This is a genomic window from Paludibacterium denitrificans, assembly GCF_009707705.1.
Classification (GTDB): domain Bacteria; phylum Pseudomonadota; class Gammaproteobacteria; order Burkholderiales; family Chromobacteriaceae; genus Paludibacterium_A; species Paludibacterium_A denitrificans.
Map to the genome: position 1 here is coordinate 1,443,741 of NZ_WLYX01000001.1, position 14,529 is coordinate 1,458,269.

The window sequence follows — 14,529 nt, forward strand, 5'->3', positions numbered from 1 at the left end:
CCACGGTTGGCGTGTTGTGCGCCATTGGTGCCTATTTCACCGGGGCTTGTTCCCGCTGTACTGGAAGCCGCTGCATGCGGTGCCCGCGCTGCAAATCCTCTGTCATCGCATTGTCTGGTCGGCACTGTTTGTCACGCTGGTGCTGCTCTACAAACAGCACTGGCGCTGGCTGTTTCGGCTGGTGCAACAACCGCGCAATGTGGCGCTGTTTGCGTTGTCGTCGGCCACGCTGACGCTTAACTGGGGGATTTATATTTGGGCGGTGAATCAGGGCAAGGTGGTGGAGGCTAGCCCGGGCTACTTCATCAATCCGCTGGTCAATGTTCTGCTGGGGCGGTTGTTTCTGGCCGAGCGCCTGAATCGCCCGCAGGCGCTGGCGGTGGGGCTAGCCTGTCTTAAGCGTGCTCTGGCTGACTGTTAATCTTGGTGGATTGCCGTGGGTGGCGTTGTTGTTGGCGTTGTCGTTCGGTTTTTATGGGCTGTTGCGCAAACAGGCGCCGCTAGGGGCGCTGGAAGGGCTGACGCTGGAAACCTTCCTGATGCTGCCGTTGGCGCTGGCCGCCTTGCTGTGGTTCCATTGGCAAGGCGTTGGCAGCCCGGGCCACATCAGCCGTAGCGTGGATGCGCTGCTGGTGGGCGCGGGGGTGGTTACGGCGGTGCCTTTGCTGTGGTTTGCCGCCGGGGCGCGGCGCCTGACTTTGGCAACCATGGGGGTGATCCAGTATCTGTCGCCCAGCATGCAGCTGTTGCTCGGGGTGGCGTTGTATCACGAACCGTTTGGTGGCGCGCGGCTGGTAGGGTTTGGTTTGATCTGGGCGGGTTTGCTGGTGTATTCCGGGGCCGGTTTGTGCCGGTTGTGGCAAGGACGGCGGCTGGCGGCGTAAGCGCGTGGCGGGCAGGATGTTAGACGGCAGGCTGCCATCGGCCTGCCGTTTTTCATGGCTGACGCTCAGGCGTACCCTGTGGCAGGTTGGCCGAAAAGGAGTAAACGATGACGCACAAAGTGTTCTGGGATGACCCCTATCAGACTCGCCTGATGACGACCATTGCGCGGGTGGAGGCTGACCGTGTGTGGCTGGCGGCCACCATTTTCTATGCGTTTTCCGGTGGTCAGGAAAGCGATCACGGCACTATCGCCGGACAACCGGTGTTGCTGGCGGAAAAGACCGGGCTGGATATTGCCTATAGCTTGCCGCCGGAACATGGTTTGCAACCGGGCGAACAGGTGGAGGTGGTGATCGACTGGCCACGGCGTTACCGCTTGATGCGCCTGCACTTTGCCGCGGAATTGACGCTGGAAACCATTTATCGCGATTTCCCCGGGGTGGAAAAACTGGGCGCGCACATTGCCGAGGACAAGGCGCGCATCGACTTTGCGCTGGCAGAGCCGATAACCCCGCATCTGGCTGCAATTAGCCAACAGGTACAAGCCATCATCGATGCCGATTTACCCATCATCAGCGCCTTTTCTGACCCGCTCCAGCAGCGGCGCTATTGGGAAGTGGCTTAAGCTACAGCCGCGTGCCGTGTGGCGGTACCCATCTGCGCCGCACGGGCGAAGTTGGCACGCTACAGCTCAAGCGCAAGAACGTGGGCAAAGGCAAGGAGCGGGTAGAGATTCTGCTGGCCTAGTCAAAGGTTGGCCGAAAACCCGCTGGTTACTGGTTGGCGCGTACCCAGCGCAGCCATTGGCTGAACAGCTCCGGATTGAGCGCGGCAATGGCCGAGCGTTTCCACGGCTGGTCTTCCCAGTAGGCATCGGTGTTGAGGCTGGCGATCTGGCCACCGGCTTCTTCCAGAATCACCGCGCTGCTACGGCGTAATCCCACAGACGCTGGCCGCCATGCAGGTACAGGTCATAGCGGCTTAGCCGCCAGAAAGCACCAGTCGAGCGTGCTGGAACCCATGTTGCGCTGGCTTCCGCACGGCGCCACGCTGTTGATGCGCGCGGCCAGCTTGCCGGAGCGCAGATACTTCACTTCCACGCTGGCGACGGCGTCGCCCATGCTGTTGGAAATGCTCTTGAGCGGCAGCGGTATACCGTTCATGAACGCGCCGTGGCCGCGGCGGGCGTAAAACATCTCGTTGGCCACCGGGTTGTAGATCACCCCCAGTTCGCTGATGCCATTGACCATCAGCGCGACGGAAATGGCAAAAAACGGCAAACCGTTGACGAAGTTGGTGGTGCCATCGATCGGGTCCACTACCCACAGCCCGTCCTGATGCTGCTGCCACAGGGTTTCCTGCAGCTCCTGGCTCATTTCCTCGCCCAGCACCGGGTGCGGCAGGATTTCCGGCAACGCGTCGATCAACGCTTGCTGGCAGGCGAGGTCGGCTTCAGTAAACAGGGTGCCATCGTCCTTGCGGTTTTTGCCTACACGCAAAAAGCGTGGCATGACCTCAGTGCGTGCCACATGGCGCACTGTCTGGATCACCTGTTCGACCACCTGCATCCCGTGTCTCCTGCTAATTGTCATGTGCCCTGGTAGGGCGTGCGGGGTGTGTTTGTGCGGGTAAACCGGCGACCCAGGATACAGGGCCGTGACCGGTTTGCGTCGCGCGGCGGGCCGGAAAGCGCGCGCCACGCAAGGATGGGTTGTTGTGACAACCGTAAACAAAGCAAAATACCGCCATCAACACGGACTTTCAATACGTCATGCCAAGGTTTTTCTATGAAGAGGGGTTAACCCTCGGCCAGACACTGGCGTTGCCCGATGCGCTGGTGCGCCATGTTCAGGTGCTGCGCCTGAATGAAGGCGACGCGATCACGCTGTTTAACGGCCAAGGTGGCGAGTACGCCTGCACGCTGACTGGCGTGATGAAACGGGCGGCGCATTGCGTGGTGGAGCGCTTTGATGCGGTGTCGCGCGAATCGCCGGTGTGGCTGGGGCTGGCACAGGCCATTTCGGCGGGCGACAAGATGGAATTCACGCTGCAAAAAGGCGTGGAGATGGGCGTGAGCGTGTTTCAGCCACTGACTTCGGAGCGTTCCATCGTCAAGCTGTCCGGCGAGCGGGCGGACAAGCGCGTGGCACGCTGGCAGGAAATCGTCATCTCCGCCTGCGAGCAGTGCGGGCGCAATACCTTGCCGCAAGTGCGGCCGATCATGACGTTGGCCGAATGGCTGCGCCAGTTACCAGCAGCCGAAGCGCATCTGATCCTGTCGCCGCTGGGCACGCAGCGGCTGGCGGATATTTCCGCCGCGCCGTCACGCGCCCTGGCTGATGGCCGGGCCGGAGGGCGGTTTCTCCGCGCGCGAGGAGCAACAGGCGCTCGCTGCTGGCTGGACACCGCTCAAGCTCGGCCCGCGCATCTTGCGCACGGAAACCGCCGCGCTGGCAGCGGTAGCGGCGATACAAACGGTATGGGGGGATTATTCCGCCTGAACAGAACCGGGTTGACCGTTTTCGGCCAACCCGGGCGGATGTGCAACAGGCGGTTTAGCTGGCGCTGGCTTGATCCAGCGGGTCTTTTTCCTGCTGATAGATCAACCGGCCCGCCAGCAGCAACTGGCTTTCACTCAGCGGCCACTGCCCGCTGGGCGGCATGGCGCGCTCAAAGACAAAACGCTGGCCCTGATATTCCACCCGGGCATTGATCGGCAGGTCCTGAAAACGGCCGAGGATGTCGTCCGACAGCGTGACCTGACTGCTGTCTTCCACGATGACCCCCTTGTGCGCCGGGGTATTGTCGGTTTCTTCCCATTCATCGTGCAGTATCGGCTGCGGCTGATGGCGGGTGGCCAGCTTGAGCCACAGGCGGAACAGCCGAGGCGGGCAACAGCACGCGGTGCACGTGTTTGTCCGGCGTAATCACGCAGGCGATGGGGAAACGCGTGTGGCAGTGCTTAACAGGTGGCTTCGGCGTGCAGATACAGGCGATCTTGCAGCAGGTGAGCGCTGCCCAGCATGCTTTCGGCCCCGACCATGGCATGGCAATGCGGGCAATGTTTGCCGAAGCGTCGAACCTTGATGCCATTGGGGAAGGTAACGGGAAGATAGCGGGAAATCTGTTCGGGTCTGGCCATTAACTGCGGTATCCACGGCTGGTGAAGTGCTGTTCCAGTATACCAAGTTACCGCTTGGCAAGGTCAAGACGACTGGCGTGCCCGCGACGGGGTGGAGAATATTCATGACAAAACCCCGGCCTGTTCCACGTGAAACAGGCCGGGGCGGTGGTCAGCATGACGGCGGCGTCGCCGTGGTTGCGGCGCTGTCGATCAGAATGCCGGAACGACGGCGCCTTTGTAGTGGGTCTCGATGAACTTCTTCGCTTCCGGGCTGGTAAGCGCCGTGGCCAGTTTCTTCACGGCGTCGCTGTTTTTGTTATCCGGGCGGGCCACCAGCAGGTTGGCATAGGGCGAGGTGGTTTCGACCAGCAGCGCATCGCGTTTCGGGTTGAGTTTGGCTTCCAGCGCGTAGTTGGCGTTGATCAGCGCCAGATCAACCTGATTGAGCACGCGCGGCAACGTGGCGGCTTTCAGTTCCTTGATCTTGATGTGTTTCGGGTTGGCGGCAATGTCTTTCAGCGTGGGATAGATGTTGCTGCGGTTTTTCAGCTTGATCACGCCGCCTTGATCCAGTAGCAGCAGTGCGCGCCCGGCATTGGTCGGATCATTGGGAATTGCCACCGTGGCGCCCTGTGGCAGATCGGCCAGTTTTTTTACCTTGCCGGAATAGGCGCCAAACGGTTCGATATGCACCGGTTTACTGGCGCTGACCAGATGCGTGCCACGGTCCTTGTTGAATTTTTCCAGATAGGGAATGTGCTGGAAGTAGTTGGCGTCCAGATGCTTTTCTTCCACTTGCAGGTTGGGTTGCACGTAATCGTTGAACACTTTCACGTCCAGTTCCACACCTTGTTTGGCCAGTGTCGGTTTGAGCGCTTCGAGCAATTCGGCTTGCGGAATCGGCGTGGCGGCCACGGTCAGTTTTACCGGTTGGGCCAGAGTCAGGGCGCTGCTAACCAATGCGGCGATCGCAGCAAGTTTGGCGATGTGTTTCATGATGGGTTTCCTTGTGGGAGAGCGAATGGACACGGTCATGCGGCCAAATGGCCGGGCAAAATCACTACAAAACGGAACGGTTTATCTTGCGGTCAGTGACGCTGAAACTGCCGGACCAAGCGGTCGCCCAGCGTCTGGATCAGCTGTACCAGCACCAGTAGCAACAGCACGGTGACAATCATCACTTCGGTCTGAAAACGCTGGTAACCGTAGCGCACGGCCAGGTCGCCCAGACCGCCGCCGCCAATCACGCCGGACATGGCGGTGTAGGACACCAGCGTCACACAGGTGACGGTTGCCGCGGCAATCAGCCCGGGCAGGGCTTCCGGCAACAGCACGCGCAGGACAACTTGTCGCAGGCTGGCGCCCATCGACTGGCTGGCTTCGATCACGCCCTTGTCCACTTCGCGCAGGACGTTTTCCACCAGCCGGGCGAAGAACGGCGAGGCACCGGCCACCAGCGGCGGAATGGAACCGGCGACGCCAATCGAGGTGCCCACCAGCTTGAGCGTCAGCGGAATCAGCACGATCAGCAAGATGACGAACGGCAAGGAACGGCAGATGTTCACGGCGAACGACAGCACGGCATACAACCGTGGCCGCGCCCAGATCTGCCGAGGCGAGGTGAGATACAGCACCACGCCAAGCGGTAGGCCGAAGGCGATGGTAAACAGCAGCGAAGCCCCCAGCATGGTGAGAGTGTCGAGCCCGGCCCGGCCGATTTCCAGCCAGTCCACCGTGAGCAGTTGCGACAGGGACAGCGCACTCATGACAGCACCTCGCATTGCACGCCTTCGCGCGCAAAGATGTCGGGCAAATGGCTCAACGGCGTGGTGGAGGCAATCACGCCCGCCACCAGTTGGCCGAACGGCGTGCCCTTGATTTCCGACAGCGTGCCGTTTACCAGATTGACGCGCAGGCCAAACTCACGGCCTACCTTGTCCAGCACCGGTTGCAGCGCCGGTTGACCGACGAAGGTCAGCTTGATCAGCGGCACGCCCACGCGCTGTTGCCGGGACTGGCGCGTTTGCTCCTGATACAGGCCGGTTTCGGCCAACAGGCTGCGGGTGACCTCGTGCTGTGGGTGAAGGAACACGTCCAGCACGCGGCCCTGTTCCACGATACGGCCCTGATTGAGCACCGCCACCCGGTCGCACAGTTGGCGGATGACGCGCATGTCGTGGGTGATCAGCACGATGGTCAGGCCCAGCTGACGATTGATGTCGGCCAACAGCGCCAATATTGAATCCGTGGTTTCCGGGTCGAGGGCCGAGGTGGCTTCGTCGCTCAACAGCACATCCGGGCGATTGGCCAGCGCGCGGGCAATGCCGACGCGTTGTTTTTGTCCACCGGAAAGCTGCGCCGGATAACTGTTGCGCTGTTCACTCAGGCCAACCAGTTCAAGCAGTTCGCTGACCCGTGCGTCGATGCTTAAGCCGCCTCGTCATGGCTTAGCCAGCTCCAGCGGGAAGCGCACATTGCTTACCACGGTGCGGGATTTGAGCAGATTGAAATGCTGGAACACCATGCCGATGCGTTGGCGGCGCTGCTGCAAGGCTTTGCCGTCCAGCCGGGTGATGTCCTGACCGTCAATCCGCACCGGCCAGAGCTGGGCCGCTCCAGCAGGTTGAGGCAGCGGATCAGGGTGCTTTTGCTTGCGCCAGAACGGCCGATGATGCCAAAGATCTCGCCTTTGGCTATCGACAGGTTGATGTCATGCAGCGCCTAAGGTGGGCGGCCATCCACCTGATAATGTTTGTGTAGTGCTTCAACGTCGATCATGGATATCGTCTGCCTTACCGGCAGGGTGACAAGATGGCCACAGTCTAGTCGAGGTATCTATCTACAAAAAACAATATAAATTAGTTTTTTTATGAACAAATCGAATATGTGAGGCGGGCGGGAGGGTGAGCGTAGCAGCGGGAATTTGCCGGGTGGCCGTCATGAAAAACGGCCCTGACGGGCCGTTGCGGGGAAACGAGGCGGGGGACGCGCTTACTTTCTTGCGCTCTTGCCGTATTCGACCGCGGCAGCCTGCATTTTCGGCAGCAGCGATTTGTCGGCCGATTTCAGCATCTCGGTGGCAACGCCGTTGACGATCTTGGCTTGCTGTTTCATCAGCTTCTGACCGGCGCTGGTTTTGTAGAAGGCCACGATCTGCTTGAGTTCGTCGGTGCTGAACTGGCTGCTGTACGCCTTGTTGATGGCGCTCTGGAACTGCTGTTTGGCGGCGGCGGAGGCAAAGTAGTCGGAAGCCAGCTTGCGTTGGCGTTCGACGTACGGCTTCAGGCTTCTGGACTTTTTTCTGTTGCTCGGCCGACAGGGAAATCTTGTTCTTCACAAAATATTCCTGCAGCAGCGGCACGGCCGAACCGGAGGTTTGTTGCACCAGCGACGGCAGCAGGCTGTCCAGATGGGCGATTTCTACCAGTTCCTTGATGATGGCATCCTGCGCGGCATCGGCGTGGGCCAGCATCGGCAAGGTCAGGGCGGCGGCACTGAGGGCCAGTTTGAAGGTGCGAGCGCTAAGCATGGGGAATCCTTTTGTCATGGCTTTTCACATGGTCAGGGAGTGTGACACCAGCGCGGCCATGTGGTCAAAGACTATGGGACGAGCAAGGATAAGCAAGGTTCCCGTGCGGTCGGCAAGGTTGGCCGAAACCGGCGCGGCGCAGAGGCCGGGATTCAGGCAGCGCACGCGGCCCGGCTGGTGACCCGGGCGCTCAAGGCGTGCAGGTGGGATAGCCCGTCTTCCCACTGGCTGTGGCCGGAATCGACATTGATGTGGCCTGTTGCAGCCAGTTGAGCGGGCTTTGCCAGTAGAAAGCCAGCCGTGCGCTGCGCGAGGCTTTGCAAAACGGGTCATTGGTGCTGGCGATCAGGCGGGTGGGAAAAGGCAGCGCCGGGCGGGGCACCGGGGCAAAGCTCATCAGCTCGCGCGGGGCAAAGGCGCGTTCCACGTCGGCAGGCGCTACCAGCAGCGCTCCGGCGATACGGCCGGGGTGGCGTGCTGCGTGGTGCGCCACCGTGATGCAGCCCAGTGCTATGGGCGATGACAATGGCCGGGCGGCGGGCCTGATCCAGTGCCCGGTCCAGCGCCGCCAGCCGGTGTCCAGTTGCGGCTGCTCCCAATTGTCGTGCTCGACGCGGATGGCACCCAACAGCTGTTGCCAGTGACTTTGCCAATGCTGGGGGCCGGAATTTTTCCAGCCCGGCTGGATAATGAAATCCACCCCGAAATCGATCTGTGCCATGGGTTGTGCTCCGCCTGTTGATGGACGCACTATAAACCGGCTTTGTTATTCTAAAAAATAATATTAAGTTGTTTTGTTATTCCGTAAATAAAAATCCGGTTGCCAGATCACTCCGGCAACCGGCGCTTGCCCGGCCCATCAGGAATAGGTGCTGACCACATTGCCCACGGCCGAAGTGGCCGATCCGGAATGGCTTTGCAGGTTGTTCAGCAAGTTGCCGAGGAAGGTTTGCAAGTTGGCCGAACTGCTAGTGCTGCTGTTGCCGCCATTGGCCGCCTGCAAGGAACTGAGCAGGTTGGAGAAGTCCGATTGCAGCGTACTCAGATTGCTGTTGCCGGAGCTGGACGAGTTGCTGCCACCGGAACTGTTGTCCGACGACGAGGACGCGCTACCCAGCTCGCTGATCAGCTGTTGCAGGCCGCTGGTCATGCTGGCGTAGGGCGAGGTGGCAGAGGTGCCGCTGGTGGCGGTGGTGCTGCTGTCATTGTCGCCATCACTGTCACTGGAACTGCTGCCCGACTGGTTCTTGATGGCGCTGAACAGGTCGTGCATCAGCGTGCTCAATGCCTGCATCGGGTTACTGCTGCTGTCCGTGCTGCTGGTGCTGGTGTCAGAGTCGCCATCCTGATCGCCACCCGGCGGCGGTGGAGGCATGTCGCCACTGGCACTGCTACTACTGCTGCCGCTGGGCGGTTGCAGGCTGATGGAAATCCCCATGTCGCTGAACGCCTGTTGCAGGCTTTGCATGAAATCGCCGTCGCCACCGCCTTTGTGGTGTTGCTTGGCGACCTGACCGCTGCTGGTGGTCGACTGGGTGCTGCTGGATGACAGCGCGCTGGTGTAGAGCGCATTGCTGTTGATTGCGGAAATGCTCATGCTGGCTCCTTTCAGATTCCGATAAATGACAACCGTACGCAGGGTGAGCCGGTTGTGGTGCTGGCCCTTATGCAAGTTATCGGCCTGCTTGCGCCGGTTTACGCTGCCCGGCGGGTAAAGTTGGGTTAGCTGATGTAAAGAAATGTTAAGAGTCACGGCGGGCCACGCCATTTGGCTACCCTATGGGCGGCCAAGGGGGTGTGCGAGCAGGCTAAACCCTTGCCAGATCAGGGCGGACGGCAAGAATTGCCGCTGCCGGTCGGGGGCGGAAAACGCTAGCCAACGCGCCGTTTGCCATGCACTGGCGCCGGTCCGGGCAGCCAGTTTCAGCGGTTAGCGGCAAAGTTTGCCGTGCGGTGCCGGGGCAGGTTGGCCGAAGCGTGAACGGAAGGGCGGCTGGCGCGGTGGCCAGCCCATCATGATGAGAGTGTGAAGGCGATGCCCAAGATTTTGCTGGTGGATGACGATATCGAGTTGGCCGACATGCTGCAGACCTATCTGCAAGGTGAGGGCTGTGAGGTGACGGTGGAACATGAGGGAGAACGCGGCATTGCGCGGGCGCTGTCCGGCGAGGTGGAACTGATGGTGCTGGACGTGATGATGCCCGGCCTTAGCGGTATCGAAGTGCTGCGCCGCGTGCGCCAGCACAGCGCGTTGCCGGTCATCATGCTCACGGCCAAGGGCGACGACATGGACCGGGTGGTGGGGCTGGAATTGGGCGCCGATGACTATGTGGCCAAACCGTGTACCCCGCGCGAACTGATTGCCCGCATCCGCGCGATTCTGCGCCGCAGCGCTGGCCCGGTCAGCGTGCCGCAGGGCGGTGACAGCTTGCGCGAGGGGCCGTTGCAGATCTGGTCGGGCGAACGCCGCGCCAGTTGGCAAGGGCAGCCGCTGACGCTGACCAGTACCGAATTCAGCCTGCTGGAAATGCTGGTGCGCCATGCTTAAGCCAGCCAGTGAGCAAACAGGACCTGTCGCGCCACGCGCTGGTAAACCGCTGGCACGCTTTGATCGCAGCATCGACGTGCATGTCAGCAGCATCCGCCAGAAGCTGGGGTTGCTGCCGGACGGCCGCTGTTGCATCCAGACCGTGGTGCGGCGCGGTTATCAGTTTCTCAAGGGTTGAGCATGGGCCGCCTGTTCTGGAAGCTGTTTTTCATTCTGTGGCTGACGCAAATCGCCACCGGGCTGGGCGTTGGCGTGGCGTTCTGGCTTAAACACCGCACGGTGGCCAGCCAGACGCAACATTTGCAGCGTGAGCACGCCTTGCTGGAAGTGGCGGTGGTGACCCTGCAGCAAGGTGGCGAACCGGCATTGCGTACCTTGCTGACCAGCTGGTCACGCGCGCCGCTGCCGCTGGTGTATGCGCTGAATGAACAGCAGCAAGACCTGCTGGGGCGGCCGGTGCCCGCCCTCAGCCCAACCGATCCGGGCTGGGCGCAGCAGTGGGTGCGCACACAGCAGGGGCAGAATTTCCGGCTGGTGATGCGCCTGCCGCCCCCGCCATTATTGCCGGGTGGTTTCCTGCTGGGCGCCGGTGGCCCGCCTCCTGTCGCCCCCTTGGCGCGTGGCGCGTTGCCCCCGCCGCGGCCGCATGATTTTCCGTGGATTCCGCTGGCGGTGGGCATGCTGGTGAGCCTGATCATGGGCGCCTTGCTGGCGCGCTACCTGTCGCGCCCGATCCGCCTGTTGCAGCAGGCGTTTCAATCGGTGGCCGAGGGCGATCTGGCGGTGAACCTCACCGCGCAGCTGGGGCGGCAGCGCGATGAACTGGCCGACCTTGGGCGTGAATTCGACCGCGTGGCCAGCCAGTTGTCGCGGCTGATGGAAGACAAGAAACGGCTGCTGCACGATGTTTCGCACGAATTGCGTTCGCCACTGGCGCGGCTGGCGGTGGCGGTGGAGCTGGCGCGGCAACAGCCGGACAAACTGGACACCGGCTGGAGCGCATGGAGCGCGAGGCCCATCGCATGGACAAGCTGGTGGGCGAGTTGCTGGCGCTGGCGCGGCTGGATGCCGAGGGCGCGGCGCTGAGTCGGGAAGCCGTCAGCTTGCGCGCATTCCTGACGCCCTTGCTGGCGGACGCGCGCTTCGAGGCGGCGGCGCATGACGTCCAGCCGTTGTTGCAGATGGAGCAGGAGGTGTCGGTATGGATACAGCCGGAGCTGTTGCGGCGGGCGGTGGAAAATGTGCTGCGTAACGCCATCCGTCATAGCGCGCCGGGCAGCACCATCTTGATCGAGGTGACGTCATGTGCCGAACAACCGGGGTGGGTGCACGTGGTGATCAGCGACCGGGGGCCGGGCGTGCCAGCCGCGCAGCTGGACAGCATTTTTGAGCCGTTTTTCCGCCACGCCAGCCTAGCCGGATGACCGTGGTTATGGTCTGGGGCTGGCGATTGCGCGGCGGGTGGTCGAGGCGCATCACGGCCGGATCTACGCCCGTAACCGGCCTGCGGGCGGGCTGGAAGTGACGCTGGAGCTACCGCTGGCACGCCCGCCTGACGTCGTTTCGGCCAACCCCTGAGTCCCTGCCTGCGCTGACGGCTTACGCGGCTTACCAGTTGTTCGCGCGCCAGCCGCCCCAGCGTGGCGATGGCATCGGCCAGCCCCGGCGACCGGGGTTGGCCGAACTTCAGGCGCAGACAGTGGTTAAAGCGTGGTTCGGCAGAAAACACCACGCCCGGCGCAAAGCTGATCGACTGCTGCAACGCGCGCTGCAACAGCTGGTTGCTGTCCAGCGCCTCCGGCCCCTGCACCCACAGCAGCATGCCGCCTTGCGGCCGGCGGACCTGCGTACCGTGCGGGAAAGCGGCCAGCACCGCGTCGGCCAGCTGCTGCATTTGCTGCGCTAGCTGTTGGCGCAGCCGGGCGCTGCGGCGGGCGTATTCGCCGCTGGTCAGGGCGTCGGCCAGCACCCGTTGCAACAGCGAGGATGCCGCCAGACTGCTGCTGTCGCGCAGCCGGGTGAGCGCGGCGTGGTGGCGCCCGCCGGACAGCCAGCCCAGCCGGAACGCCGGGGCAAAGCTCTTGGTAAACGAGGCGCAGTAGATCACGTCGCCGTCGCGGTCCCACGCCTTGAGCGGCGTTGGCCGCTGTTGGCCGAAGTACAGGTCGCCAAACACATCATCCTCGATCACCGTCACGCCGTGGCGCCGCGCCAGCGCCAGCAGCCGCTTCTTGTGTTCGTCCGGCATCAGCGCGCCGGTGGGGTTCTGGAAGTTGGGCACGCACACCAGACACTTCACCGCCGGGCCGTGGCGCAGGGCAAATTCCAGCGCTTCCAGTGACAGCCCGCTATCCGGCGTGCAGGGGATTTCCAGCGCCTTCAGCCCAAGGCTTTCCAGCGTTTGCAGCAGGCCGAAGTACACCGGCGTTTCCACCGCCACGGTATCGCCGGGGCGAGTGAGGTGACGCAGCGCCAGACTGATGGCTTCGGTGATGCCGTGCGTCACCAGAATCTGGTTTTCGGCCAACTCCAGTTGCCAGCTGGCGGCCAGCCGGGTGATTTCGCGGTGCAGCTGTTGCTGGTCCTGCGGCGACAGATGGGTGTCGATCAGCGTTGGCTGGCGCAGCAGCGCCTGTTGCAGTTGCTGCGCCAGTTCCTGGGTCGGGTAGAGCTCGCTCACCGCCTCGGCCATGTGCAGCTGGTACTGGATGGCGGAACTGGAGAGCTGGATCAGCGTCGACATGCGGCTGCTGACGTTTACCCAGTGCGGCGGGCGAAGGCAGCGGCACGGCGGGTGTCTGGGTCTGGCGGCTGCTGGCGCCGGGCAGGGCGGCGTAGAACCCGGCACGTGGCCGCGCCACCACCCGTTGCTGTTGTTCCAGCTGGCGATAGGCGGCCAGTACGGTCAGCACGTTGACGCGGTAATGCTGTGCCAGCGTGCGCAGCGACGGCAGGCGGCAACCGGGCGGAAATTCGCCGTTATCCAGCCGCGCTTGCAACTCGTGCTACGATGTGCAGGTAAAGCGGAGTGGTGGTCATGGCTGTTATATAGAACAGATTGCTTAAGCATGCTAAGCTGTTTACCCGGCTGTGTGAAGGCAGCGGCGCCCGGTTTTGCTACGGTGTGGCCATGATTATTCATGGAGGAATGCCATGTCGCTGTTTGCCTGGCGTGATCTGTCGCCATCGGTAGTGCTGGCCGCCGTGCTGGCGTTGCTGGTGGGCTATTCCGGCCCGTTTCTCATCATCGTGCACGCCGCGCAGTCGGCCGGGCTGTCGGCCAGCCAGCTTGGCTCGTGGGTGTGGGCCATTTCCGTTGGCTCGGGCGTGGCCGGGCTGTGGCTGTCGTTGCGCTGGAAAATGCCGGTGATTACCGCCTGGTCGACGCCGGGCGCGGCCTTGCTGCTGGCGGCGTTGCCCGGCACGCCGTATCCGGCGGCGGTGGGGGCGTTTCTGGCCTCGGCGCTGCTGATTACGCTGATCGGCGTGACCGGCCTGTTTGACCGGTTGATGCGCCACTTTCCGGCCGCGCTGGCCGCCGCCATGTTGGGCGGCATCCTGTTCCGCTTTGTGGCGGAACTGGCCGGGGCGGCGGCGCAGAATGCGCTGCTGGTGGTGCCAATGGCCTTGCTGTTTTTCCCGGGCCGCCGTTTCTTTCCGCGTTATGCCTTGCCACTGGCGATTGTGCTCGGGCTGACCATCGCCGCCGGGCAGGGGTTGTTTGTTCCGGCTGCCGCCAGCCACGGTGCCAGTGGCCCGTTGTGGACCACGCCGCAATGGTCGTGGAGCGCCTTTGGCAATATCGCCCTGCCGCTGACGCTGGTGGCGTTGACCGGCCAGTTCATGCCGGGCATGGCGGTGCTGAATGCCTCCGGCTATCACCTGCCTAAGCCCGCTCGCCGGTGACGGTGCTGGGCGCAACGTCGATGCTGACCGCGCCGTTCGGTAGCCACGGGGTGGTGCTGGCGGCCATTACCGCTGCCATTTGTACCGGCACGGAAGCGCATCCCGATCCGCAACGGCGCTACATGGCCGGTGTGGTGTGTGGCGTGCTGTATATCCTGCTGGGGCTGGTGGGCGGAGCGCTGGCCGGGCTGATTCTGAGCCTGCCCAAGGCGCTGGTGGTGACGGCGGCGGGGCTGGCGTTGTTTGGCACGCTGGCGTCGTCGCTGACTTCGGCGCTGACCGATGCGGCGCATCGCGAGGCGGCGTTGCTGACTTTTGTGGTGGCGGCTTCCGGCATCACCATTGGCGGTTTGGGTGCGCCGCTGTGGGCCATGCTGGCCGGTGGCACGGTGTCGTTCTTGCTACACAGCAAGGTTGGCCGAAAAACAGCCGGAGGGCACGGGGGCAGCGTAGTAAAGCCATGATTATAAATAACTTGGCCAAGATAGCCTTAGCTATATAACCATATTTCAGTTATTTATATTATATTTTTACTTT

At 62.5% G+C, this 14,529-nt stretch carries 18 protein-coding genes and 6 pseudogenes; 12 read left to right on the top strand and 12 right to left on the bottom strand.

Translation table 11 applies throughout. From position 1 onward, the window contains the following. Positions 1 to 16: 16 nt before the first annotated feature. The 4 genes from GKE73_RS09585 (at position 17) to GKE73_RS09600 (ending at position 1,632) form a co-directional block, all read left to right on the top strand. Positions 17 to 421, top strand: a complete 405-nt coding sequence (locus GKE73_RS09585; RefSeq protein WP_230369883.1) for an EamA family transporter — start codon at positions 17 to 19, stop codon at positions 419 to 421. Further along, positions 402 to 884 (top strand): EamA family transporter, encoded by a 483-nt coding sequence (locus GKE73_RS09590; protein ID WP_230369884.1) that lies wholly within the window; start codon positions 402 to 404, stop codon positions 882 to 884. The genes GKE73_RS09585 and GKE73_RS09590 overlap by 20 nt, the downstream gene beginning before the upstream one ends. A gap of 107 nt (positions 885 to 991) precedes the next feature. Next, a complete protein-coding gene (locus tag GKE73_RS09595) occupies positions 992 to 1,510 on the top strand; it encodes an alanyl-tRNA editing protein (protein ID WP_230369885.1) in 519 nt (172 codons plus the stop codon). Positions 1,511 to 1,521: 11 nt separating this feature from the next. Then, positions 1,522 to 1,632 (top strand): hypothetical protein, encoded by a 111-nt coding sequence (locus GKE73_RS09600; protein ID WP_230369886.1) that lies wholly within the window; start codon positions 1,522 to 1,524, stop codon positions 1,630 to 1,632. Positions 1,633 to 1,658: 26 nt separating this feature from the next. Here GKE73_RS09600 and GKE73_RS09605 read toward each other — a convergent pair. Further along, positions 1,659 to 2,447: pseudogene (locus GKE73_RS09605) on the bottom strand (inositol monophosphatase family protein). A gap of 209 nt (positions 2,448 to 2,656) precedes the next feature. On the opposite strand from GKE73_RS09605, the pseudogene GKE73_RS09610 reads away from it, so the two are divergent. Then, a pseudogene (locus GKE73_RS09610) lies at positions 2,657 to 3,386 on the top strand (16S rRNA (uracil(1498)-N(3))-methyltransferase). A 54-nt stretch (positions 3,387 to 3,440) separates the two neighbouring features. On the opposite strand, the gene GKE73_RS09615 reads toward GKE73_RS09610, so the two are convergent. The 7 genes and pseudogenes from GKE73_RS09615 to GKE73_RS09645 all read right to left on the bottom strand — a co-directional run bounded on the left by GKE73_RS09615 (position 3,441) and on the right by GKE73_RS09645 (position 7,294). Further along, entirely contained in the window at positions 3,441 to 3,662 is a 222-nt protein-coding gene (locus GKE73_RS09615; RefSeq protein WP_230369887.1) for a hypothetical protein, read from the bottom strand. 185 nt (positions 3,663 to 3,847) lie between these two features. Further along, positions 3,848 to 4,027, bottom strand: coding sequence for a hypothetical protein (locus GKE73_RS09620; protein WP_230369888.1), 180 nt, complete (start codon positions 4,025 to 4,027; stop codon positions 3,848 to 3,850). Between the two features lie 192 nt (positions 4,028 to 4,219). Continuing rightward, the gene (locus tag GKE73_RS09625) at positions 4,220 to 5,005 is read right to left on the bottom strand and encodes a MetQ/NlpA family ABC transporter substrate-binding protein (RefSeq protein ID WP_230369889.1); all 786 of its coding nucleotides are present in this window, start codon (positions 5,003 to 5,005) and stop codon (positions 4,220 to 4,222) included. A gap of 92 nt (positions 5,006 to 5,097) precedes the next feature. Next, positions 5,098 to 5,775, bottom strand: a complete 678-nt coding sequence (locus GKE73_RS09630; protein WP_230369890.1) for a methionine ABC transporter permease — start codon at positions 5,773 to 5,775, stop codon at positions 5,098 to 5,100. Then, positions 5,772 to 6,008 (bottom strand): NIL domain-containing protein, encoded by a 237-nt coding sequence (locus GKE73_RS26515; RefSeq protein WP_230371453.1) that lies wholly within the window; start codon positions 6,006 to 6,008, stop codon positions 5,772 to 5,774. Before GKE73_RS26515 ends, GKE73_RS09630 begins: the two co-directional genes overlap by 4 nt. Positions 6,009 to 6,053: 45 nt before the next feature. Beyond that, positions 6,054 to 6,730, bottom strand: a pseudogene (locus tag GKE73_RS26520) (methionine ABC transporter ATP-binding protein); the annotation flags it as partial. A gap of 270 nt (positions 6,731 to 7,000) precedes the next feature. Next, a complete protein-coding gene (locus tag GKE73_RS09645; protein WP_312854554.1) occupies positions 7,001 to 7,294 on the bottom strand; it encodes a DUF2059 domain-containing protein in 294 nt (97 codons plus the stop codon). Between GKE73_RS09645 and GKE73_RS09650 the strand changes: the two genes are divergently transcribed. Continuing rightward, the gene (locus GKE73_RS09650; protein ID WP_230369891.1) at positions 7,266 to 7,583 is read left to right on the top strand and encodes a hypothetical protein; all 318 of its coding nucleotides are present in this window, start codon (positions 7,266 to 7,268) and stop codon (positions 7,581 to 7,583) included. The two genes, GKE73_RS09645 and GKE73_RS09650, sit on opposite strands and share 29 nt — an antisense overlap. Positions 7,584 to 7,728: 145 nt before the next feature. Here the strand turns inward: GKE73_RS09650 and GKE73_RS09660 are convergent, their stop codons facing one another. Further along, a complete protein-coding gene (locus tag GKE73_RS09660; protein ID WP_376767325.1) occupies positions 7,729 to 8,259 on the bottom strand; it encodes an RBBP9/YdeN family alpha/beta hydrolase in 531 nt (176 codons plus the stop codon). A gap of 138 nt (positions 8,260 to 8,397) precedes the next feature. Continuing rightward, complete coding sequence (locus GKE73_RS09665) at positions 8,398 to 9,135, bottom strand: hypothetical protein (protein WP_230369893.1); 738 nt, start codon at positions 9,133 to 9,135, stop codon at positions 8,398 to 8,400. 438 nt (positions 9,136 to 9,573) lie between these two features. Here GKE73_RS09665 and GKE73_RS09670 point away from each other — a divergent pair. The 4 genes and pseudogenes from GKE73_RS09670 (at position 9,574) to GKE73_RS23165 (ending at position 11,664) form a co-directional block, all read left to right on the top strand. Then, a pseudogene (locus GKE73_RS09670) lies at positions 9,574 to 10,264 on the top strand (response regulator). A gap of 2 nt (positions 10,265 to 10,266) precedes the next feature. Continuing rightward, positions 10,267 to 11,172, top strand: a complete 906-nt coding sequence (locus GKE73_RS09675; RefSeq protein WP_230369894.1) for a HAMP domain-containing protein — start codon at positions 10,267 to 10,269, stop codon at positions 11,170 to 11,172. Then, positions 11,109 to 11,510 (top strand): sensor histidine kinase, encoded by a 402-nt coding sequence (locus GKE73_RS23160; protein WP_280954864.1) that lies wholly within the window; start codon positions 11,109 to 11,111, stop codon positions 11,508 to 11,510. Before GKE73_RS09675 ends, GKE73_RS23160 begins: the two co-directional genes overlap by 64 nt. Positions 11,511 to 11,547: 37 nt before the next feature. Next, complete coding sequence (locus GKE73_RS23165) at positions 11,548 to 11,664, top strand: hypothetical protein (protein ID WP_312854555.1); 117 nt, start codon at positions 11,548 to 11,550, stop codon at positions 11,662 to 11,664. A gap of 163 nt (positions 11,665 to 11,827) precedes the next feature. Here the strand turns inward: GKE73_RS23165 and GKE73_RS09685 are convergent. After that, positions 11,828 to 12,829, bottom strand: a pseudogene (locus GKE73_RS09685) (aminotransferase-like domain-containing protein); the annotation flags it as partial. 151 nt (positions 12,830 to 12,980) lie between these two features. Continuing rightward, positions 12,981 to 13,085 (bottom strand): annotated as a pseudogene (locus GKE73_RS09690) (hypothetical protein); the annotation flags it as partial. 154 nt (positions 13,086 to 13,239) lie between these two features. On the opposite strand from GKE73_RS09690, the gene GKE73_RS23170 reads away from it, so the two are divergent. Next, positions 13,240 to 13,992, top strand: coding sequence for a benzoate/H(+) symporter BenE family transporter (locus GKE73_RS23170; protein ID WP_280954865.1), 753 nt, complete (start codon positions 13,240 to 13,242; stop codon positions 13,990 to 13,992). Then, positions 13,989 to 14,456 (top strand): benzoate/H(+) symporter BenE family transporter, encoded by a 468-nt coding sequence (locus GKE73_RS23175; RefSeq protein WP_312854416.1) that lies wholly within the window; start codon positions 13,989 to 13,991, stop codon positions 14,454 to 14,456. Before GKE73_RS23170 ends, GKE73_RS23175 begins: the two co-directional genes overlap by 4 nt. The last annotated feature ends 73 nt before the right edge of the window (positions 14,457 to 14,529 follow it).